The organism is Streptomyces sp. NPDC096012, assembly GCF_040426375.1.
GTDB lineage: Bacteria > Actinomycetota > Actinomycetes > Streptomycetales > Streptomycetaceae > Streptomyces.
On sequence record NZ_JBEOTD010000003.1, the window covers coordinates 62,323 to 81,410 of the forward strand.

The 19,088-nt window shown below is 72.1% G+C and carries 20 protein-coding genes and 1 pseudogene; 10 read left to right on the top strand and 11 right to left on the bottom strand.

Translation table 11 applies throughout. The annotated features are described in order from the left end of the window. Positions 1–17: 17 nt before the first annotated feature. A complete protein-coding gene (locus ABVB68_RS04485; RefSeq protein ID WP_503006015.1) occupies positions 18–1,256 on the top strand; it encodes a cytochrome P450 in 1,239 nt (412 codons plus the stop codon). Here the strand turns inward: ABVB68_RS04485 and ABVB68_RS04490 are convergent. Both ABVB68_RS04490 and ABVB68_RS04495 read right to left on the bottom strand, forming a co-directional pair. After that, positions 1,233–2,432 (bottom strand): damage-control phosphatase ARMT1 family protein, encoded by a 1,200-nt coding sequence (locus tag ABVB68_RS04490; protein ID WP_353599529.1) that lies wholly within the window; start codon positions 2,430–2,432, stop codon positions 1,233–1,235. The genes ABVB68_RS04485 and ABVB68_RS04490 overlap by 24 nt on opposite strands. 22 nt (positions 2,433–2,454) lie before the next feature. Next, complete coding sequence (locus ABVB68_RS04495; RefSeq protein ID WP_353599530.1) at positions 2,455–3,102, bottom strand: ScbR family autoregulator-binding transcription factor; 648 nt, start codon at positions 3,100–3,102, stop codon at positions 2,455–2,457. Positions 3,103–3,585: 483 nt separating this feature from the next. On the opposite strand from ABVB68_RS04495, the gene ABVB68_RS04500 reads away from it, so the two are divergent. Continuing rightward, a complete protein-coding gene (locus ABVB68_RS04500; RefSeq protein WP_353599531.1) occupies positions 3,586–4,542 on the top strand; it encodes a lytic polysaccharide monooxygenase auxiliary activity family 9 protein in 957 nt (318 codons plus the stop codon). A gap of 18 nt (positions 4,543–4,560) precedes the next feature. On the opposite strand, the gene ABVB68_RS04505 is transcribed toward ABVB68_RS04500, so the two are convergent. Continuing rightward, positions 4,561–5,214: a Tat pathway signal sequence domain protein gene (locus tag ABVB68_RS04505; protein ID WP_353599532.1), complete on the bottom strand. Its 654-nt coding sequence runs from the start codon at positions 5,212–5,214 to the stop codon at positions 4,561–4,563. Positions 5,215–5,938: 724 nt separating this feature from the next. Here ABVB68_RS04505 and ABVB68_RS04510 point away from each other — a divergent pair. The 3 genes from ABVB68_RS04510 (at position 5,939) to ABVB68_RS04520 (ending at position 7,723) form a co-directional block, all read left to right on the top strand. After that, a complete protein-coding gene (locus ABVB68_RS04510; protein ID WP_353599533.1) occupies positions 5,939–6,637 on the top strand; it encodes a DUF6230 family protein in 699 nt (232 codons plus the stop codon). 5 nt (positions 6,638–6,642) lie between these two features. Then, positions 6,643–7,104, top strand: a complete 462-nt coding sequence (locus tag ABVB68_RS04515; RefSeq protein WP_353599534.1) for a DUF6114 domain-containing protein — start codon at positions 6,643–6,645, stop codon at positions 7,102–7,104. A gap of 163 nt (positions 7,105–7,267) precedes the next feature. Beyond that, a complete protein-coding gene (locus ABVB68_RS04520; RefSeq protein WP_353599535.1) occupies positions 7,268–7,723 on the top strand; it encodes a tellurite resistance TerB family protein in 456 nt (151 codons plus the stop codon). A gap of 165 nt (positions 7,724–7,888) precedes the next feature. Here ABVB68_RS04520 and ABVB68_RS04525 read toward each other — a convergent pair whose 3' ends face one another. From ABVB68_RS04525 to ABVB68_RS04540, 4 genes are all read right to left on the bottom strand, one after another. Beyond that, positions 7,889–8,848, bottom strand: coding sequence for an ABC transporter substrate-binding protein (locus ABVB68_RS04525; RefSeq protein WP_353599536.1), 960 nt, complete (start codon positions 8,846–8,848; stop codon positions 7,889–7,891). Positions 8,849–9,041: 193 nt separating this feature from the next. Further along, positions 9,042–9,710, bottom strand: coding sequence for an ABC transporter permease (locus tag ABVB68_RS04530; protein ID WP_353599537.1), 669 nt, complete (start codon positions 9,708–9,710; stop codon positions 9,042–9,044). Beyond that, entirely contained in the window at positions 9,707–10,360 is a 654-nt protein-coding gene (locus ABVB68_RS04535) for an ABC transporter permease (protein ID WP_353599538.1), read from the bottom strand. Before ABVB68_RS04535 ends, ABVB68_RS04530 begins: the two co-directional genes overlap by 4 nt. Continuing rightward, positions 10,357–11,487 carry an ABC transporter ATP-binding protein gene (locus ABVB68_RS04540; protein WP_353599539.1) on the bottom strand — a complete coding sequence of 377 codons (1,131 nt, stop codon included), beginning with the start codon at positions 11,485–11,487 and terminating at the stop codon, positions 10,357–10,359. The genes ABVB68_RS04535 and ABVB68_RS04540 overlap by 4 nt, the downstream gene beginning before the upstream one ends. 203 nt (positions 11,488–11,690) lie before the next feature. Here ABVB68_RS04540 and arr point away from each other — a divergent pair, with 203 nt between their 5' ends. Continuing rightward, positions 11,691–12,101 carry an NAD(+)--rifampin ADP-ribosyltransferase gene (gene arr / locus ABVB68_RS04545; RefSeq protein WP_353599540.1) on the top strand — a complete coding sequence of 137 codons (411 nt, stop codon included), beginning with the start codon at positions 11,691–11,693 and terminating at the stop codon, positions 12,099–12,101. A gap of 49 nt (positions 12,102–12,150) precedes the next feature. Then, positions 12,151–12,234 (top strand): annotated as a pseudogene (locus tag ABVB68_RS04550) (IS5/IS1182 family transposase); the annotation flags it as partial. Between the two features lie 676 nt (positions 12,235–12,910). Here the strand turns inward: ABVB68_RS04550 and msrB are convergent. From msrB to ABVB68_RS04570, 4 genes are all read right to left on the bottom strand, one after another. Next, entirely contained in the window at positions 12,911–13,318 is a 408-nt protein-coding gene (msrB, locus tag ABVB68_RS04555) for a peptide-methionine (R)-S-oxide reductase MsrB (protein ID WP_353599541.1), read from the bottom strand. A 14-nt stretch (positions 13,319–13,332) separates the two neighbouring features. Beyond that, positions 13,333–14,727, bottom strand: a complete 1,395-nt coding sequence (gene murC, locus ABVB68_RS04560) for a UDP-N-acetylmuramate--L-alanine ligase (protein WP_353599542.1) — start codon at positions 14,725–14,727, stop codon at positions 13,333–13,335. Positions 14,728–15,107: 380 nt separating this feature from the next. Continuing rightward, a complete protein-coding gene (locus ABVB68_RS04565; RefSeq protein ID WP_353599543.1) occupies positions 15,108–15,581 on the bottom strand; it encodes an indole-3-glycerol phosphate synthase in 474 nt (157 codons plus the stop codon). A gap of 131 nt (positions 15,582–15,712) precedes the next feature. Beyond that, positions 15,713–16,606 carry a pyrimidine reductase family protein gene (locus tag ABVB68_RS04570; protein ID WP_353599544.1) on the bottom strand — a complete coding sequence of 298 codons (894 nt, stop codon included), beginning with the start codon at positions 16,604–16,606 and terminating at the stop codon, positions 15,713–15,715. Positions 16,607–16,643: 37 nt separating this feature from the next. Between ABVB68_RS04570 and zapE the strand changes: the two genes are divergently transcribed. The 3 genes from zapE (at position 16,644) to ABVB68_RS04585 (ending at position 19,085) form a co-directional block, all read left to right on the top strand. Beyond that, a complete protein-coding gene (gene zapE, locus ABVB68_RS04575) occupies positions 16,644–17,741 on the top strand; it encodes a cell division protein ZapE (protein WP_353599545.1) in 1,098 nt (365 codons plus the stop codon). A 267-nt stretch (positions 17,742–18,008) separates the two neighbouring features. Beyond that, entirely contained in the window at positions 18,009–18,404 is a 396-nt protein-coding gene (locus ABVB68_RS04580) for a hypothetical protein (RefSeq protein ID WP_353599546.1), read from the top strand. A gap of 102 nt (positions 18,405–18,506) precedes the next feature. Beyond that, positions 18,507–19,085, top strand: coding sequence for a carbonic anhydrase (locus tag ABVB68_RS04585; protein WP_353599547.1), 579 nt, complete (start codon positions 18,507–18,509; stop codon positions 19,083–19,085). The last annotated feature ends 3 nt before the right edge of the window (positions 19,086–19,088 follow it).

Sequence of the window (19,088 nt, forward strand, 5' to 3'; positions counted from 1 at the left end):
CGTGCCGGACGCCGCCGGTGCCCGACGTGTTCGACCCGCGCCGGTACGCCGCCGGGGTGCCCCACGACGACTACCGCCTCCTGCGCGACCGTCATCCGGTGGCCTGGCAGGAGGAGCCGGAGGTGCTCGGCTGGCCGGCCGGGCCCGGTTTCTGGGCGGTGACCCGGCACGCGGACGTCGTACGCGTGCTCAAGGACGCGGCGGCCTTCTCCTCGCACCTCGGTGCGACGCAGATCCGGGACCCCGATCCGGAGGACCTGCCGTTCATCCGCCGGATGATGCTCAATCAGGATCCGCCGGGACATGGCAGGCTGCGGCGCCTGGTGAGCCGGGCGTTCACCCCGGGGCGTGTCGAGCGGTTCGCCGCGGTGGCCCGGAGCCGGGCCCGCGCCCTGCTCGCGGCGGCGTCGGAGGCCGCCCGGGAGACGGACGGCACGGTCGATCTGGTGGCCGCCGTCACCGATGAGTACGCCCTGCTCAACCTGGCGGATCTGCTGGGCGTTCCGGAGGGCGACCGGCGGCTGCTGCTGCACTGGACGCAGCGTGTCATCGGCTACCAGGACCCGGACGAGGCGGGCCGGCCGGTACTGGACGAGACGGGCAGGCCGGTCAATCCGCGCTCCCCGGCGCTGCTGCGGGACATGTTCGCCTACGCCGGGGAGCTGGCGGCGCACAAACGACGGCATCCCGCCGACGACGTCCTGACCACGCTCGCCCACGACGCCGAACTGGACCACCACGAGCTGGAGATGTTCTTCTTCCTGCTCACGGTGGCGGGCAACGACACGGTGCGCAGTGCCGCTCCCGGCGGGCTGCTGGCCCTCACGGAGCATCCGGAGGCTTACGAGCGCCTGCGCTCCGGGCAGGTGGAGGTCCGTTCGGCCGTCGAGGAGCTGCTGCGCTGGCATCCGCCGGTGCTGACCTTCCGCCGCACGGCGGTGCGGGACGTGGAGCTGGCGGGGCGTCGGATCCGGGCGGGCGACAAGGTCGTGGTGTTCCACGCCTCGGCCAACCGGGACGAGCGGGCCTTCCCGCACCCGGACCGGCTCGATCCCGGTCGTGCCCCGAACCCGCACGTCTCCTTCGGCGACGGCCCGCACGTGTGCCTGGGCGCCCATTTCGCCCGGCTGCAACTGCGCCTGCTGCACGAGGAGGTGCTGCGCGTCCTGCCGGCGCCCCGACTCGCCGGGCCCGCCGGGCGGCTGGTGTCGAACTTCATCAACGGCATCAAGTCATTGCCCGTGCAGGTACTTTGACGGCCCGACCTGGATCAGCGCGTGGGTGCCGCTCGTGCGCCACCGCTGGCCCTCCGCGGCCACCAGGGCCGCCTCGGCCGACGCGGACAGGCCGGTGATCACTTCGGACTTGAGTGTGCGCAGGGCCGCGACCGGGCCGGGGAACCAGGCGGTCGTCCGCTGGAACGGTGTGGTCGGCGGCCACCGCCTGTCGCCCACCAGGCGGCGGTAGTTGAGGTCGCCCTTGACGACGGTCAGCGTGGCCGCGGCGAACTCGGCGCGCAGGTCGTCCGGCATCCGCGCGTACGGCAGCGGCGCGCAGGAGAACGGATGGGCGCGCACGTCGAGCCGGCCGTCCGCCATGGCCGACCGGAGGACGCGCCCGTACTCGGCGGCCGCGCCGGGGGCCGCGCGCAGCCGCCGCAGGGCATCGACCACGTCGGCCGTGGTGGCGTCGGAGACGTAGTACGCGTGGGGTTTGACGTGCAGGACCGCCCGCGCGGCCCGCTCCTCGGTGAGGAGGTGGGCGATCAGCAGCAGGTCGGGGACGAGTTCGCGGCCGGCGTTGTCCGCGACCAGCACGAGCGTGGCGGCCCCGCCGGGCGGCAGCAGCGACCACAGGGCCTCGCTGTCGTCGGCGACCAGCGCCGGGGCCGGCTCGCGCGCCTCGGCGCCCGCGGACGAGAAGCGGAATCCGAGGTCGGCGCGGTTGCCCCACAGGGAGCCGTGCAGCAGTGCGTCGCCGCGCTCCCGCTCGGAGAGCTCGCCCAGGGCGTCCAGGGCGGCCAGTTCCTCGTCGGTCTCCGGCGCGTCGAGTTCGGCCTGTTTGAACGGCCGGAAGGGGTCGATCCCCTGCCAGGTGCCGGGGCCGAAGTAGCCGACGGCGTCGAGCAGCCGACGGTAGAAGTAGCTCTCCGACCACAGCCACGGCACGTCGTACCAGGACCGCCCGACATACTCGGGCAGGTCCCAGTCGTCCCAGTGGTCCCGGTCCGGTGCGCCGGCCGGGAGCGGCTCGATCACCCCGTCGGCGCAGCTCGCCAGCAGCTCGTCCAGTGCCCGGTGCTGCCCGGGGCCGTAGGGGAAGGCGTCCCGTACCCGCCGGATGATCGCGGGGTGCCGCTCGGCCAGCACCCCGTGCGGGAACGAGCCTGGTTCGTTGCCGAGGATCACGGGCGCGAGGGGGGTGTCGGGCATGCCCGTCACCGTACCGCGCCGGTCAGGCCGTCCTGAGCTCCCGCTCCAGCTGCGTGGCGAGGGTGACGTAGCGGGGGCGGCGGTGCACCGGGACCAGCCCCCGGATCATCAGGTGCCACATCTCGGCGACCCGTCGCGGGAGCCGTCCGACCGGTTCGATCGAGCGGCCGGCGAGCCGGGTGCCGACGAAGAAGCAGACGAGGGAGTGGGCGGCGGCACCGACGTCGAGGTCCCCGTGCACATCGGCCTCCCGGACGGCGCCGGCGAACTTGCGGGTGGCGAACTCGAGCCACTCGGTGAACGGATGTCTCAGCGGCGGCCGTACGGCGATGTCCGCGCTGACCAGCCGGAGTCCGGCGCGTGGCACCGGGTCGTCGACGGCGAGCCGGGCGATTCCGAAGGTGGCGCGTATCAGGGTCTCCAGCGAGGAGTACCCGCGGCTCTCGACCTCGGAGACGAGCTTCTGGCCGGCCCTGGCCTGGAGTTCGAGGATGGCGTGGGCCAGGTCCTCCTTGGCGGCGAAGTGGAAGTACAGCGCGCCCTTGGTGACCTGCGCATGGGTGACGATGTCACTCAGGCTGGTGGATTCGTAACCGTGCCGGTCGAACAGGTCGGCGGCGGCCGTGATGATCGTTGCCCGGGTCTGTTCAGCGCGTAACTGCCTCGCCATCGTGTGACCCTTCCTTGCGCCTTGAACCAACGGGACATGCGGTTTGTTTTATGACCTGTCGCACACGATAACTCACCGAGGGGCAACGGGAGTCAGGAGGTCGGGACCTCTGTCGGACACGTGTCGGCCGCGCGTGCGGCGCCGGGCCGGGCGTCCCGGCGAGCGGCCGAGGCCGTCGCCTCGCCGTTCGCCGCACGGCTGTGCCCGGCGGCCGCGAGGAGGCGGTCGCCGTCCCGTGGTCGCCACGATACGAGGCGGCCGGCCGCCTCCCCGACGGGGTGCTCGACGAGGTGTCGCGAGGGATGCGAAACAGTCGTACCGGTCGGTGTGTTCGCGGCCCCGGGAACTGCCCTGTCCGGTCCGCGACAGGACCGCACCACACCCCACCGGACAGCACCGCACCGCACCGGCTGAACGCCGTGCGCGCGGGCGCCGTACTGGACGCCGCAGACCCTTTCCCGCGCCCGTCGAGGAGACAGCCCGATGACCCGGACGACCGCCCGCCTGAGCGTCGTCGGGGCCGCCGCCGCGGCCCCGCTCCTGCTCCTGTCCTGGGCGGCGGGGCCCGCCCACGCACACGGAGCCCCGACGGACCCGGTCAGCCGGGTCTACGCGTGCTCCCCCGAGGGCGGCAGTGCCGCGGGCTCGGCGGCCTGCAAGGCGGCGATCGCCGCGAACGGCGCTCCGTTCACCGCATGGGACAACCTGCGGGTGGCCGGTGTGGCGGGCCGGGACCGGCAGGTGATTCCCGACGGCAGGCTGTGCAGCGGCGGCCTGCCGGCCTACCGGGGCCTCGACCTGCCCCGGCGGGACTGGCCGGCGACCCGGCTGACGCCCGGCGGCCGGCTGACGATGACGTACGCCTCGACGATCGCGCACGCGGGCACGTTCAAGCTGTATCTGACGGAGCCCGGCTACGATCCGGCGAAGCCGCTGACGTGGGCGGATCTGCCGGAGCGCCCCTTCGCCGAGATCACGGACCCGCCGCTGCGCAACGGGGCGTACCACCTCGGCGCCACCCTGCCGAAGGACCGGACAGGGCGTCACATGCTGTACACGATCTGGCAGAACAGCAGCACGACGGACACCTACTACTCGTGCTCCGACGTGGTCTTCCCGGGAGGCGGGACGGCGGCCGGGGCGGCGAAGGCCCCGGGCGCGACGGCCAAGACGGTGCCTCCGTCGGACGGGCGGCCGGCGCGGCCGAAGAGTCCCTCGGCGGGGAGCACGCCGGTGGGGAGCGACAGCGGGGCGCGGGTGAGTGGCGCTCAGGACGGCGGGGGTTCGGGGCGGCGGGAAGCCGCCGGCGGCAGCACTCCGGTGGCGGAGGCGACGCGCGGCGGCTCGGGGCCCTCGGCTCCGCTGCTGGCGGGCGGCGCCGCCGCGGTGCTGTTGCTCACCGGGGGCGCCGCCTTCGTGCTGCGTCTACGCCGACGCTGAAGTGACCGGCGGTTCGGCTCAGTTCACGTAGACCCGGGCGCCCGCGTCGGTGACCGGCGCGTACTTGGCCGTGAAGAAGCCGTTGGCGAAGCACAGCGACGACCCGGAGCTCTTGGTGAACTGCTGGTTGGTGAAGGTGATGCTGCTGTCGGCGTTGTCGGCCTTGCCGGTCAGACCGGGCGCCTGGTACACGCAGGTCACGCTGCCCAGCAGGGTGCGCAGCTGGACGGTGGCCTGGATGACGGAGCCGCTCGGGGGCGAGACGGTGAGGGTGCCGGCCGAGGTGATCGTCGCCGAGTAGGGCAGGTTGTTGATGGTGATGCCGTTGACGCCGAGGACACCGGTGACGTTGCTGGTGCAGCTGCTGCTGCCGAAGGTGTGCGCGGTGACGGACTCCGTGGCCGTGCCCGGGGCGGCCGGGTTGCCGGTGAGCTGGGCGGTGAACTGGGAGGTCGTGCACGTGACGCCGCTGGTACCGGTCGCGCTGGAGTAGAAGGTGGCGGTCGTGCCGGACGCCAGGGGGGCGGTCAGGGTGTCCCCGACCGCGGCGGCGGTACCGCCGGCGCTGCCGGTGGTGAGGACGGCGCCGGCGTCGGCGGAGGCGGGTCCGGCCGCCGTGAGGGCGAGTGCGGCGGCGGTGCCGGCGAGGGCGAGGAGGGTTCGCGTACGCATGCGGGTGTGCCTCTTTCCTGAGTGGGGGTGAGGACGAGGTGCTGTCGGGGGGTGGCGGGCCGTACGAGGGTGCCGCCGAGGCGGGAACGTCGCGCCTTCTCCGTACGCGACGGACCCGCGACGGTGGCGGGCCGGTACCGGCCGACGGCCTTGGGGAAGACCTGCGGCCGGGCCGGACAGGGGGCGGCGGCCGGTGACGGACCCGTGGAGCGGGACCGTGCCGGAGCCGTGCTGCGGTGAGCGGTTGCCGTGGACCGGCGCGTGCCACCGGGTGTGCCGGTGTGAGCGGTTTCGTGAACCGGCGTGTCCGACCGTCGTGAGCCGACGGGCGCGGTGCCGCGAGCCGAAGTGAGCGGTTGCGCCGAGCCGAAGTGAGCGGCTGCCGTGACAGGGCCGGGAACGCGGCCGGGCCGCTCGGCGGATCCGGCGCCACGGATCCGTGAAACAGGGGAATTTGTAGACCCGCTCAACCGTCAACGTCAAGGAGTTGAAAGGGAGTTGTTGCCCGCGGACGCCGGTCCCGCACAACCGGCACCCTCTTTCCACAGCTCCCTTGACCCCCCAAAGTAACCGGCGGTAACTTCCAGTCAGGCTACTGCCGCGTAACGAGAAAGCCCTTGCATCCGCCGGGAGTGCGAGGAGGCGTACGCGGCAGCCGCTGTCCGCGCCAGGACACCGCGCCACTGAAGCCCAACCCGCATTGATCATGCCCCTGGGAGCAGACATGGCCTTGTCCCCGGACATCCCGTCCGACGGCAACAACCCCGAGAACCCGGGAAGCGGTTCACCGTCCGACGCGCCGAGCACCGCCGCGGCCGGTACGGGCGGCCATCGACGAGGGCGGGTCCGGGCACGCCGGGCCGCCGTCATGGCGGTGCCCGCCACGCTCGTCGCCGCCGGCCTCGCGGTCCTCACCGCGCAGGGTGCGCTGGGTGTGCAGTTCGCGATCTCCGGCATGCCGTTCACCGTCACCGCGACCGAGCTCAACGGCACCGGTTTCGAGCAGTTCGGCTCGCTCGACAACATGGCGGAGGGCAGCCCGAACGCCGGCGACACCGGCGGCCAGGTGCTCGTCGTCACCTCGGCCATCAAGAACGCCACGCTCACCAAGCTGTGCCAGAGCGTCGACCTCGGCGGCACCAACCTGCTGATCAGGGCGGGCGGCGGCAAGGACAAGGTGTCGGCGACCGACCTGACCACCGACTCCACCGAGCTGTCGGGTGACGCGGCGTTCGACAACATCGAGATCGGCAACGACGCGAGCACGCTGACGAAGGCGGGCGTGAAGGGACCGATCGGCGTCTTCAGCCAGCAGGCCGACACCGTGCGCATCGCCAACCTCAGGCAGACCAACTATGCGACGACCGCCGGGGTGTTCAAGCTCCCGGGTCTCAAGCTCGGCTTCAGCGGCTCGGGTTGCTGATCGCCGTGCCCGACCGTCCACGCCGGGGACCGAGGCTCGCCTTCCGCGGATGGCGGGCCCGCCGGCCGTTCTGGGGCGGGCTGCTGCTCGCCCTCGGCGGCGGCGAGATCCTGCTCACCGAGAAGGCCTCGCTGAAGGTCGTGATGCACATCGGCGTGCAGGGCCTGGCCGGCTACCTGCTGCCGACGCTGATGCTGCTGCTGGGCCTGCTGATCCTCTTCAACCCCTCGCAGCGGCTCTTCTACTCCGTCACCGGCATCCTGCTGTCCCTGGGCACCTGGCTCACCTCCAACCTGGGCGGTTTCTTCCTCGGCCTCCTCCTCGGCGCCGTCGGAAGCTGCCTCACCTTCGGCTGGCTGCCGGACCAGGAACCCCGTGTCAGCCGACGCGCACGCCGCAGGCGGGCACGGGCCGAACGGGCGGCGACGCGCGCCCGCCTGCCCGAGGGAACGGAAGGAGCGGCCTGAGCCCGGACAGAGGTCACGGGCGCCGTTCAGCGGTCACGGAGCCGCGCGGTATTCCCTCCGGGTCCGCGGAACTTCCCGTTCGTCCCACGAGTTTCCACGGTGCTGTGGAAATCGCGGTCGGTGTGCTGCCGGAGCACCCGATCGAGGGATACGAGGAGTGGACATGGCCCTGTGGGACCGCTTCAAGGAGTCGGCGTCGCAGATGCAGACCCAGCTGGTGGCGAAGAAGAACGACCTGAAGAGCGGCGCCTTCCGTGACGCGAGCATGGCGATGTGCGCACTCGTGGCCGCCGCCGACGGGACCGTCGACCCGTCCGAGCGGCAGCGGGTCGCCCAGCTCATCGCCACCAACGAGGTGTTGCAGAACTTCCCGGCGGACGACCTGCGGCGCCGCTTCGAGGAGAATCTGAACAAGCTGACGGCGGACTTCGCCTTCGGCAAGGTGAGCGTGCTGCAGGAGATCGCCAAGGCGAAGAAGAAGCCGGCCGAGGCGCGGGCCGTCGTCCAGATCGGCATCGTGATCGGCGGCGCGGACGGCGACTTCGACAAGACCGAGCAGGCCGTGGTGCGCGAGGCGTGCTTCACGCTGGATCTCCCGCCGCACGAGTTCGACCTCTGACCCACGGCTGGACTCCGGTAAGCGCAACGACGTGGGTGCGCCCGTGATCCGGGGGCACCCACGTCCTCGCGTTCACGACCGTCGAGCGGGCGCGGCCGGGCGAGACGGGCCGGCTTCAGCCACGCCTCGGCGCGGCTTCGACCACGCCTCGGCGCCACCGGCAGGTCAGGCGAGACCCGCCGACTTCAGCCAGGCCCTGGCGACGTCCAGCGGGTCCTTGTTCTGCGTCTGCACCTGGGAGTCCAGCCGGAGCAGGGTGGCGGTGTCCAGCTTGGCCGAGACGGCGTCGAGGGCGTCGGAGGCCTTCTGGTCCAGCGCGCTCTTGTAGGCGAGCGGCTGGACGTTCTCGAATCCGAAGAGGTTCTTCGGATCGCGCAGGACGACGAACTTCTCCTTGGTGATGGTCGGGTCGGTGGTGAAGATGTCCGCGACCTGCACCGCGTCCTTCTTCAGCGCCTCCTGCGTCAGCGGGCCGCCCGCGTCCAGCGCCTTGAAGGACTTGAACTCCAGGCCGTAGACGGACTTCAGTCCCACCAGGCCCTGCTGCCGCGTCTGGAACTCCGGCGAGGCGCCGATGACCAGGTCCTTCGCGCTGTCCTTGAGGTCGGCGATGGAGGACTTCTGGGTGAGGCCGTACTTCTTCGCGGTGGCCGCGTTGACCGTCACCGAGTCCTTGGACTGCGCTGCCGACGGTTTCAGCAGCGTCAGCTTGGAGTCCAGCTTCGCCTCGATGGCCGCCGTCGTCTCCTCGGCGGTCTTCGGCTTCGCCTTCGAGTCGAGGTAGGCGAGCAGCGCGCCGTTGTACTCGGGCAGCACCGAGATGGAGCCGTTCTTGAGCAGACCGTAGGTGGTCTCGCGGCTGCCGATGTTCGGCTTGTAGGTGACCTTGGTCCCCTTGGCCTTGAGGGCCTCGCCGTAGATGTCGGCGAGCAGGGTGCTCTCGGGGAAGTTGTTGGAGCCGACGACGACGCTGTCGCCGCTCGCCTTGCCGTCCGTCAGGGGATTGCCGGACTTGTCGTCGCCGGAGGAACAGCCCGTCAGCAGAGCCGTCGCCGCTACCAGGGCGACCACCGCCGCGCCTCGGTTCCCCCGGATGGACCTGCTGATGTGGGTTGTGGAAGTCACCCACTGATCCAATCCAGCCGGTTCTCGGTCAGTCAAGTGCATCAGATCACCGATTGGCCTCGATCTGCGGCCGGTTGCGCACGCGGAGCGCTCTCTTCGTGACGGATCCTCGAGGCAGGCGCGCCGGTCAGGCCGGTCGTCGCAGGGGAACCGGTCCCGGAGGCGACGCCGGCCCGCACCGAGCGGTGGCCGGTCAGCCGCTGCGGCGCACCCCCGGGGACACCGTGAGCCGGGAGACCGCCCAGAACACGGCCAGGGTCGCGAGGGCGAGACCGGCGACCAGGGTGGCACCGCCGACGACCTTCTCGTAGTTCTTCTGGTACAGGCCGTCGATGATGTAGCGGCCGAGACCGCCGAGGCTGACGTAGGCGGCGATGGTGGCCGTGGAGACGATCTGGACGGCCGCCGTGCGCAGGCCGCTCAGCACCAGCGGCAGCGCGACGGGGAGCTCCACCTGGAACAGCACCCGCGCCTCGGACATCCCCATGCCGCGTCCCGCGTCCACCGGGGACGGGTCGACGGAGCCGATCGCCTCGTAGGTGGTGACCAGGATCGGCGGTACGGCGAGCACGACCAGCGGGATCATCACCGGGCCCAGGCCGAACCCGATCCAGATGAACATCAGCACCAGCAGACCGAAGCTGGGCAGCGCCCGGCCGGCGGTGGCGATCAGCGCGAGGGCGTTGCCGCCGCGCCCGTAGTGGCCGGTGAGCAGACCGACGGGCATTCCGATGGCGGCGGCGAGGAGCAGGGCCTCGACGGAGTACTGGACGTGCTCGACGAGGCGGGTGGGGATGCCGTCGTACCCGTGCCAGTGGGCGCCGTCGCTGAAGAAGGCGTGCGCGAAGTCGAGGACGTTCACCGGACGGCCCCCTTCCGCGGCATCCACGGGGTGAGGAGCAGACGGACCAGGACCAGTACGGCGTCGGCGAGGATGCCGAGGACCGCGATGGTCAGGACCGAGTTCACGGCCAGGGCGGGCCGGTGGTAGACGCTGGCGTCGTAGAGCATGTTGCCGAGGGCGCCCTGGTTGCCGATGAGCATGCCGACGCTGACCAGGGAGATGCTGGACACCGTCGCGACCCGGAGGCCGCCGATGATCGCGGGTACGGCGATGGGCAGTTGGACCTGGAGGTAGCGGCGTACCGGCCCGAAGCCCATGGCCTGTGCGGCGGCCAGGGTCTCCGGCGGCACCGAGCGGACACCGTCCACGATGGCCGGCACCAGCACCACCAGGCTGTACACCGCGAGCGGGATCATCACCGTGGTCTCGCTCTGCCCGAAGTAGTCGATGAGCACCACGAAGAAGGCCAGCGAGGGGACGGCGTACAGGACGGTGGTGATGCCGAGGACGGGTGGGTAGATCCACCGGTAGCGCACGCAGAGCTGGGCGACGGGCAGGGAGACGAGCAGCCCGGCCAGTACCGGCAGCAGGGCCTCGCGCAGGTGCAGGCCGACGAGGCCGAGGTAGCTGTGCTGGAGGTCGCTCGGGAGGTCGAAGAAGCCGTTCATCGCCCGGCCTTCACGCCGGCCTGCTCCCCGACGCGGCTGTGGGCGTCCCGGATCGCCTCGCCGATGACCTGCTGGGAGACGACGCCGACGGCGCGGCCCTCGGCGTCCACGGCGACGGCCCAGCCGGTCGGCGAGAGCACGGCACCGTCGAGCGCGGTGCGCAGCGAGTCGGCCCCGGGGATGAAGGGCCGCCCGCAGGGCAGGAGTTGGTCCCGGTCGATGTCGCCGGCGGTGAGGCGGGCGGGTTCGGCCCAGCCGAGGGGCCGGCCGTCGGGGTCGGTGACGAGGAGGTAGGGGGCGTCGGCGTGGGAGGCGATCTCCTCGGCGTCCGCGTCGATGCCGACGACCGGTTCGGTCTGCAGCCGTAGCCCCTCGGACGGGAAGAACGACAGCCGCCGGATGCCTCGGTCGGCGCCCAGGAAGTCCTCCACGAAGGCGTCGGCGGGGGCGCTGAGCAGTTCGGCGGGCGGGGCGAACTGGGCGAGCCGGCCGCCGGTGCGCAGCACGGCGACCATCGTGCCGAGCTTGATCGCCTCGTCGATGTCGTGCGTGACGAAGACGATGGTCTTGCCCAACTCTCCCTGGATGCGCAGGAGTTCGTCCTGCAGTCCCTTGCGCACGACGGGGTCGACGGCGGAGAACGGCTCGTCCATCAGGAGCACCGGCGGGTCGGCGGCGAGCGCGCGGGCCACGCCCACGCGCTGCTGCTGGCCGCCGGAGAGCTGGTAGGGGTATCGCTTGGCCAGCGCGGTGTCGAGCCCGACCCGCTCCATCAGCTCCGCGGCCCGGGCGCGCGCCTTCTGCTTGTTCCAGCCGAGCAGCCGGGGCACGGTGGCGATGTTGTCGAGGATGGTGCGGTGCTGGAAGAGTCCCGCGTTCTGGATGACGTAACCCATCGAGCGGCGCAGGGTGTTGACCGGTTGCTGCCGGATGTCCGCGCCGTCGAGGAGGATGGTGCCCTCACTGGGCTCCACCATCCGGTTGATCATCCGCAGGGTCGTCGTCTTGCCGCACCCCGAGGGCCCGACGAGCACGGTGATCGCGCGGTCCGGTATCGCCAGCGACAGCCGGTCGACCGCGACCGTGCCGTCCGGATACCGCTTCGTGACTGAATCTATCCGTATCAAAACGCCGGATACCCTTCGGGTTTGGCAGCTTTCCGCCCACTATCGGCCACGATCGTGCGCAGGCCGTTGCGGGGAGAGTCTAAGGGGTGTCCCGTAACTACCGACCAGAGTCGAATGATCTTGATATGCCCGGCGTGATCACGGCGTCCGAGCCGTCCCGGACAGCCGGCCGTCACGACAGCGTGCGTTGATAACCTGTGGCGATGGACGAGGTTGTGGACGAGGGGCCGTTCTTTCACGGCACAAAGGCCGAGCTGCGGATCGGAGATCACCTCACCGCCGGTTTCCGTTCCAACTACCGGCCCGAAATCGTGATGAACCACATCTACTTCACCGCGTTGCGCGACGGCGCGGGACTCGCCGCCGAACTCGCCGCGGGCGACGGAGCCCCGCGCGTGTACGTCGTCGAGCCGACCGGGGAGTTCGAGAACGATCCGAACGTCACCGACAAGAAGTTCCCCGGCAACCCCACCCGCTCCTATCGCAGCAGGGAACCGCTCCGGATCGTTGGTGAGGTCACCGACTGGACGCGGCAGACACCCGAAGCTCTCCAGATGTGGCGGGACCGGCTGGCCGCGATCCGCACGGACGACCGCGCCGAAATCATCAACTGAAGGGCGTCGCACAAGGCTTTGAACAGGACATCTCCCGTGTACGGCCGGGGTGTCCAGGGCTGAGCATGTGTGGGGGGAGACGTTCACGGGGCTGCGGGTGACGCAGTTTTCGGGGTCGCCGAAGGCGGTGCGGACACCGACCCGCCCAGCCCGGTCCCCAGCGGCGGTCCGACGGGGACGGGCACCAGTGCCACCTCCCCCTCCTCGGCGATGGGCACGGGCGGCGGATGGCCGGCGCCGGCCGGCGTGATCTGGCCGCACCCCGGGTCGACGCGGACCGGCAGACGGGCGGCGGCGCCGCGCCGACCCCCGGCACACCCGCCTCGCGGGCCAGCGCGGCGGCCCGGCGGGCGTCGGGGAGCGTGTGTCGGCGTCGCCGTCGACCGCCTCGTACGCGGAGACGGCGTGCCCCGCGCGGCGCATCACGGCTGCGGCTCCGCCGACCCGCTGGACGGCGGCGCGGGTCGGGCTCGGCGCAGGTCGTGGGCTCGTCGAAGGCCGTACCGATGGCGGCCAGGGCCTGCCGCAGCGCGCCGCGCCCCTGCCGCAACGCGCCGAATCGCGCTGCGGGCTCTTGCCCGGGCCGCCGCGCTCGCCCTGGTGGACGCCGCGGACCTGGCCGACCGCGTCTCCGGTGCCGCCGTCGTCACGGTGCGCACTGCCGAAGGGAGGGGGCCTACGACGGGACTGGATCCAGCGCGCCACACCCGACACCCCCGCAGAGTCTCGAACCCGAGCGAGCGGAGCACCAGGCGCAGCCGTCGCCCCTGGCCCGGGCGCTCCCCCAGGTCCTGGCGGACCCCGGCCGGTCAGCCCTCCGCGGGGGCCAGCCGCAGGGAGATCGAGTTGATGCAGTACCGCTGGTCGGTCGGGGTCGGATACCCCTCACCCTCGAACACGTGCCCGAGGTGAGAGCCGCAGCGGGCACACCGCACCTCGGTCCGGACCATGCCGTGGGACCGGTCCTGGACCAGCTCCACCGCGTCGGTGTCCTTCGGGTCGTAGAAGGACGGCCAGCCGCAGTGCGACTCGAACTTGGTGTCGGAGGTGAACAGTTCGGCACCGCAGGCACGGCAGGAGTAGACGCCCTCGGTCTTGGTGTCCGTGTACTCACCGGTGTAGGCCGGCTCGGTGCCGGCCTGGCGCAGCACGGCGAACTCCGCCGGGTTCAGCTCCGCACGCCACTGCTCTTCCGGCTTCTCGACGTCGTACGACATGAGCCTCAGCCCCTTCACTGCTGCGACAGACGGTCCAGGATCAGCGGGCCCAGGTCCGTCACGTCACCCGCGCCCATGGTGAGAACGAGATCACCGGGCTTCGCCATTCCCGTGATCACCGCGGGGATCTCCCCCTTGTCGTGCACGGCGGTGACGTCGGCGCCCGCGGCGCGCGCGGCCTCGATGATCAGCTCGCTGGTCACCCCGGGGATCGGGTCTTCCCGGGCCGGGTAGATGTCGAGCACGACCGAGGTGTCGGTGAGCGCGAGCGCCTGCCCCATCTCCTTGCCCAGCTCCTGGGTGCGGGAGAACAGGTGCGGCTGGAAGACCACGAGGATGCGGGAGCCGCCGGCGGCGGCACGCATGGCCTCCAGGTCGGCGGTCATCTCGGTCGGGTGGTGGGCGTAGGAGTCGATCACCTGGACGCCCGCGGCCTCGCCCTTCAGCTGGAGCCGGCGCTTCACACCGGTGTAGGCGGCCAGCGCCGGGGCCAGTGCGTCGGCCGGGATGCCGAGGGCGGCGCCGGCGGCGAGCGCCGCGACCGCGTTGAGGGCGTAGTGGCGGCCGGGGACGGAGACCGTGAAGGTGAGTTCCCGTCCGTCCAGGAGGACCGTCACCTCGCTCTTGAGCCCCTGGGGCAGCACGGACAGCACACGCACGTCGGCGTCCTGCGCCTCGCCGTACGTCACCACCCGCACCGCACGCCCCGCCACCCGGCGGGTCAGCTCGCGCGCGCCCTCCTGGTCCGCGGAGACGACCAGCGTGCCGCCCTCGGTGACGCGGTCGACGAACGTCTCGAAGGACTCGTAGATCTCGTCCATGGAGGCGTAGTTGGCATGGTGGTCGAGCTCGACGTTGAGGACGATGGCGACGTCGGGCGCGTACTTGTGGAAGCTGCGGTCCGATTCGTCGGCCTCGGCGACGAAGATGTCGCCCTCACCGTGCAGCGCGTTGGAGCCGGGCGCGTCCAGGTCGCCGCCGATCGCGTACGACGGCTTCAGGCCCAGCGCGGTCAGGGAGACCGCCAGCATCGAGGTGGTGGTGGTCTTGCCGTGGGTGCCGGCCACGGCGATCGGGCGCAGCCCCTCCATCAGCGCGGCCAGCGCGTCCGAGCGGTGCACCACCGGGATGCCCAGCGCGGCGGCGCGGGCCAGCTCGGGGTTGTCCTGGCGGATCGCCGACGACACGACGACACAGCTCGCGTCGTCGGCGAGGTGCTCGGCCGCGTGCCCGATGTGCACGGTCGCGCCGAGCGCCCGCAGCGCCTCGGCGGTGGCCGAGTCCTTGGCGTCACTGCCGGCGACCTTCGCGCCACGCTGCGCGAGGATCTTGGCGATGCCCGACATCCCGGCGCCGCCGATGCCGATGAAGTGCGGTCGGTCCATGGCGGCAGGAAGGCCGGATGCCATGCGTTCTCCCCAGAGACGGTGCGTGTTGGAAGCACGCCTAGCCTATGCGCTCCCACCGCGCCCACTCCGCAAGGGGCGCGAGCCGCACCACCCCAGCAGCCGAGCCACGGCCCGGGACCACCGGGGGGCACGAGAAGAACGGCCCCACCGGGGGGGCATGAGACGAGCCGCTCCACCGGGGGGCACGAGACGAGCCGCCCCGGCGACGCGAGGCGCCCGGGAACGCCACTCGAGCCGGCCCAGGGGCGCGCCTGAGCCCGTCCACGAACGCCAGGCGAGCCGGCCCAGGGGCGCGGGGCCGCGCGACCGGCCACGCCGCACCCGCCCCCGCAAAACGCGCCGCCCCCGCCCCGAAACGGCCCCCCGAGCGGAGCGAAGCGCTACGCCTTGCTGTGCGAGAACAACTTCAGCACCGGCACCCCGACCCGGTGCCGGGCCCGCGAGGCCCAGTCCCGGTGGAAGAACTCCTCCACGTAGTGCGGATCGGTCAGCACGATCACCTCGTCGGCCCCCGCCTCCGCCACCAGCGCCTTGAGCGCGTCCAGCGGGTGGTCCTCGACCAGCCGCCCCTCCGCCCGGCTCCCCGCGGAGCGCAACGCCTCCACCGAGACGTCGAGGGCCCGCTGCCCCACGCTCCGGGCCTCCTCGCCCTCCGGCGTCTCCCCTTCCCGTACGGCCTCGTCGAGTTCGCCAAGCGCGATGTCGTCGATGGCCCGCAGCAGGCGGTCCGCCTGGTCACCGCGCGGTTGCAGCAGCACGTGGAACCGGACCGGCTCGTCTCCGTGCAAGGTGGTGACGAACTCCACGTCAGCGGACGTCATGGCCTTCTCGATCATCAGAACGCTTGTGAACACCAAACGCCTCTTCTCCTCCGTGGGCCCGGGACAAGGCCCCTGCGGAAACCATCCTTCCCCGTGATCGCACGGGTACTGCCGGACTAAGTTTGCCCGCCGTGAGCGAAACGGAACGATAGATTCCATTCAGCTCAGGGCCGGCGGTAACGACTGAACAGAAAACCGTCCTCGGCCAGGAGGGACACGAGCTCGAACCGGCGCGGTACGGCGACCGACGGCCCCCCGGCGATGCGCTGCGCGTCTCCCGCGGTGAGCATCGGCGAGACCGTGAGGCACAGCTCGTCCAGCACCTCGGCGGCGATCAGCTGGCCGAGCAGCCGGGGGCCGCCCTCAGTGAGCAGCCGGGTGTGCCCGAGGTCGGCAAGGGCACGCACCGCGCGCGCCGGCTCGACCCCCATCCCCTCGCCGGCGACCACCACCCGGGCGCCGGCCTTCTCGGCGGCGGCGACCCGCTCGGGGGCCGCGGCGGCACCGGTGAGGACGATGGTGGGGACCACCGGCGAGGTGAACAGCGGGAGGGAGAAGTCCAGGTCCAGGCTCGCGGTGACGACGGCGATCGCGGGGGCCGGCCCCTGTCCCGCGGCCTGGCGCGCGGCGGCGAACTCGGCACGCGCCTTCGCCGGGTGGTACCCCTCCTGCCGTACCGTTTCCGCGCCCACCACGACGACGTCCGCGAGCGCCCGCAGCGTGCCGAAGATCCGCATGTCGGCGGCGCTGGAGATGGGCTGGGAGCGCCCTTCGTGCTGGGCGGCGCCGTCGAGGGTGGAGACCATGTTGGCGCGCAGCCACGGCCGGCGGGCACCCTGCTCGGGCTCGGGTTCGGGCTCGGGGTAGGCATAGGCCGCGGCCAGCTCGGCCAGGCTCCAGTCCCGGTCCTCCTGGGCGGCGGCCCCACGCGTCCCCGCGGGCGCTTCGCCGGCGCGGACCCCCTGGGCCCCGGCGGCCCCGCTCGCCCCCTGCCCCTCCCCGCCACCGCCGAGGGTCCGGGCTGCTGTCTCGTCGGTCACAGGGAACAGGCGTCGCATGCCGTGCAGTGTGACACGGCGCTTAGCATGGGTGACCGTGTCGTCCTCCAGCACCGCCTCCGGATCCCTGACCGACGCGGGCCCCCTCTCCCTGTGCGCCCGCGAGCCGCACGTGCCCGCCGACCGGCTGGTCGCCGAGATGGTGCCGCCGCCGCGCTTCGACTCGGTGCGCTTCGCCACCTACCTGCCGGACCCGAACCAGCCCAGCCAGACCGAGGCCGTACGGGTGCTGGAGCGCTTCGCGGCCGGGCTCGGCGGTGCGCACGCCTCCGGCTCCGGCAAGCGCGGCTTCCTCGGCTTCGGCAGGGGCAGGGCCGCCAAGGCCCCGGCCGGGCCGCGCGGGGTGTACCTCGACGGCGGCTACGGCGTCGGCAAGACCCATCTGCTCGCCTCGCTGTGGCACGCCACCCCGGCCGAGCCCGCGCTCAAGGCGTTCGGCACCTTCGTGGAGCTGACCAACCTCGTCGGCGCGCTCGGCTTCCAGCAGACGGTGCGGACGCTCAGCGGCCACCGCCTGCTGTGCATCGACGAGTTCGAGCTGGACGACCCGGGCGACACCGTCCTGGTGTCCACGCTGCTCGGCAGGCTGGTCGAGGCGGGCGTGGCGCTCGCCGCCACCTCCAACACGCTGCCCGGCAAGCTGGGCGAGGGCCGGTTCGCCGCCGCCGACTTCCTGCGCGAGATCCAGGGTCTGTCGGCGCACTTCCACGCCCTGCGCATCGACGGCGAGGACTACCGCCACCGCGGCCTGCCGGAGGCGCCGGCCCCCTTCACCGACGAGGAGGTGGCCAAGGCGGCGTACGCCACCGCGGGCGCCTCACTGGACGACTTCCCGCACCTGCTGGACCACCTCGCCAAGGTGCACCCGAGCCGGTACGGCGCGCTGACCGACGGACTGACGGCGGTGTGCCTCACCGGTGTGCGGCCGGTGCCGGACCAGTCGACCGCGCTCCGGCTGGTGGTGCTCGCGGACCGGCTCTACGACCGCGAGGTCCCGGTGCTGGCCTCGGGGCTGCCGTTCGACAAGCTGTTCAGCGAGGACATGCTGAACGGCGGCTACCGCAAGAAGTACTTCCGCGCGATATCGCGGCTCACCGCGCTGGCACGCGACGCGAAGGGGCTCGTCGGCTCCTAGGCACCTGTCGGACCATTCGCGTCTGCCGCGCTTCGGGCGACGACGCGAATGGTCAGGCAGGACCTGGCGGCCGCCCGCACATCGCCGCCGGCCCTCGGCGCGTCAAGGGCGAGTTCACGCCACGCCACCCGCACTTTTCACGCTCTCTTGGGGGCGTAACGCGCAGTTAACCCTGCAAAGGACCGAGCCGGGTTAACGTGTTTCTTGACCATCCATTGACCAATGTTTGGTGTGCACAAGAGATGCGTACGAGGGGAAGGGGGGCGCGTGTTCCGAGATGCGACGGCCCGGACCCTCCTCGGCCTCCTCGCCGCGGCTCTTCTCGCCCTTCAGCTCATCGCTCCCACGGGAACCTTCGCATCTGCGCACACAGCCGGTCAGGTGTTGGCCAAGGCCGAGCCCGGAAGCACCCCTCCCGCCAAGCCGGTGCGTGACGGAGCGGACACGGTCCGCGATCCGGGCCGCCCGGGTGAACCCGCGGGCATCCCCCACGTACGCGACCGCCAGCGCGGCTCGGCCTCCGGCTGGGCGCAGGAACACCCGCTCATAACCGGCCGGTCGGCCGCCGCCGACCCCTCCGACACCCTGGGCACCCCGCCGCGCCAGGCGCCGGGAACCGCCAGAGCCCACACCCCGGCAGCGCTCCAGGTCTTCCGCTGCTGACACCGGGCCTGGTCCGGCCGCGAGCCGGGCCGCCCCCTCCCCCCCACAACCGTCGTTCAAGTCCGACGCGCCGGAGCGGCGCGCCAGGAGGAACTCACGCACATGCAGCCCCTCATCGACAACGCCCGTACCTTCGGACAGCGCCCTGAGGAGTTCGCCAAGCTCGCCGAAGGCCAGTCTCCCCAGGTCCTCTTCATCACCTGCTCCGACTCCCGGGTCGTCCCGGCCCTGATCACGGGCGCCCGCCCGGGCGAGCTGTTCGAGCTGCGCACCGCGGGCAACATCGTCCCGCCGTACGCCTCGCAGCACCCCACCGGCGAGGCCGCCACCATCGAGTACGCCGTGGAGGTGCTCGGCGTCCGCGACATCGTCGTCTGCGGGCACTCGCACTGCGGCGCCGTCGGCGCGCTGGTGCGCGGCGACGACCTGACCGCCGTACCGGCCGTGCGCGACTGGCTGGCGCACGCCACCCCGCGCCCGGCGGGCACGGCCGAGGACCCGGAGGTCGCCGAGGCCGTCCAGAGCCATGTCCTGACCCAGCTGCTGCGGCTGCGCTCGTACCCGTGCGTCGAGCGCAGGTCGGCGCAGGGCCGGCTCGGCCTGCACGCCTGGTACTACGAGGTGCACACCGGCGCCGTCCGGACGCACCGCCCGCGGACCGACACCTTCGAGTCCCTGTGAGCG

Coding starts and splice junctions, on each gene's coding strand:
- ABVB68_RS04490 (WP_353599529.1), bottom strand. CDS start 2,432: ATGCCCGACACCCCCCTCGCGCCCGTGATCCTCGGCAACGAACCAGGC.
- ABVB68_RS04495 (WP_353599530.1), bottom strand. CDS start 3,102: ATGGCGAGGCAGTTACGCGCTGAACAGACCCGGGCAACGATCATCACG.
- ABVB68_RS04500 (WP_353599531.1), top strand. CDS start 3,586: ATGACCCGGACGACCGCCCGCCTGAGCGTCGTCGGGGCCGCCGCCGCG.
- ABVB68_RS04505 (WP_353599532.1), bottom strand. CDS start 5,214: ATGCGTACGCGAACCCTCCTCGCCCTCGCCGGCACCGCCGCCGCACTC.
- ABVB68_RS04510 (WP_353599533.1), top strand. CDS start 5,939: ATGGCCTTGTCCCCGGACATCCCGTCCGACGGCAACAACCCCGAGAAC.
- ABVB68_RS04520 (WP_353599535.1), top strand. CDS start 7,268: ATGGCCCTGTGGGACCGCTTCAAGGAGTCGGCGTCGCAGATGCAGACC.
- ABVB68_RS04535 (WP_353599538.1), bottom strand. CDS start 10,360: ATGAACGGCTTCTTCGACCTCCCGAGCGACCTCCAGCACAGCTACCTC.
- arr (WP_353599540.1), top strand. CDS start 11,691: ATGGACGAGGTTGTGGACGAGGGGCCGTTCTTTCACGGCACAAAGGCC.
- msrB (WP_353599541.1), bottom strand. CDS start 13,318: ATGTCGTACGACGTCGAGAAGCCGGAAGAGCAGTGGCGTGCGGAGCTG.
- murC (WP_353599542.1), bottom strand. CDS start 14,727: ATGGCATCCGGCCTTCCTGCCGCCATGGACCGACCGCACTTCATCGGC.
- ABVB68_RS04570 (WP_353599544.1), bottom strand. CDS start 16,606: ATGCGACGCCTGTTCCCTGTGACCGACGAGACAGCAGCCCGGACCCTC.
- ABVB68_RS04585 (WP_353599547.1), top strand. CDS start 18,507: ATGCAGCCCCTCATCGACAACGCCCGTACCTTCGGACAGCGCCCTGAG.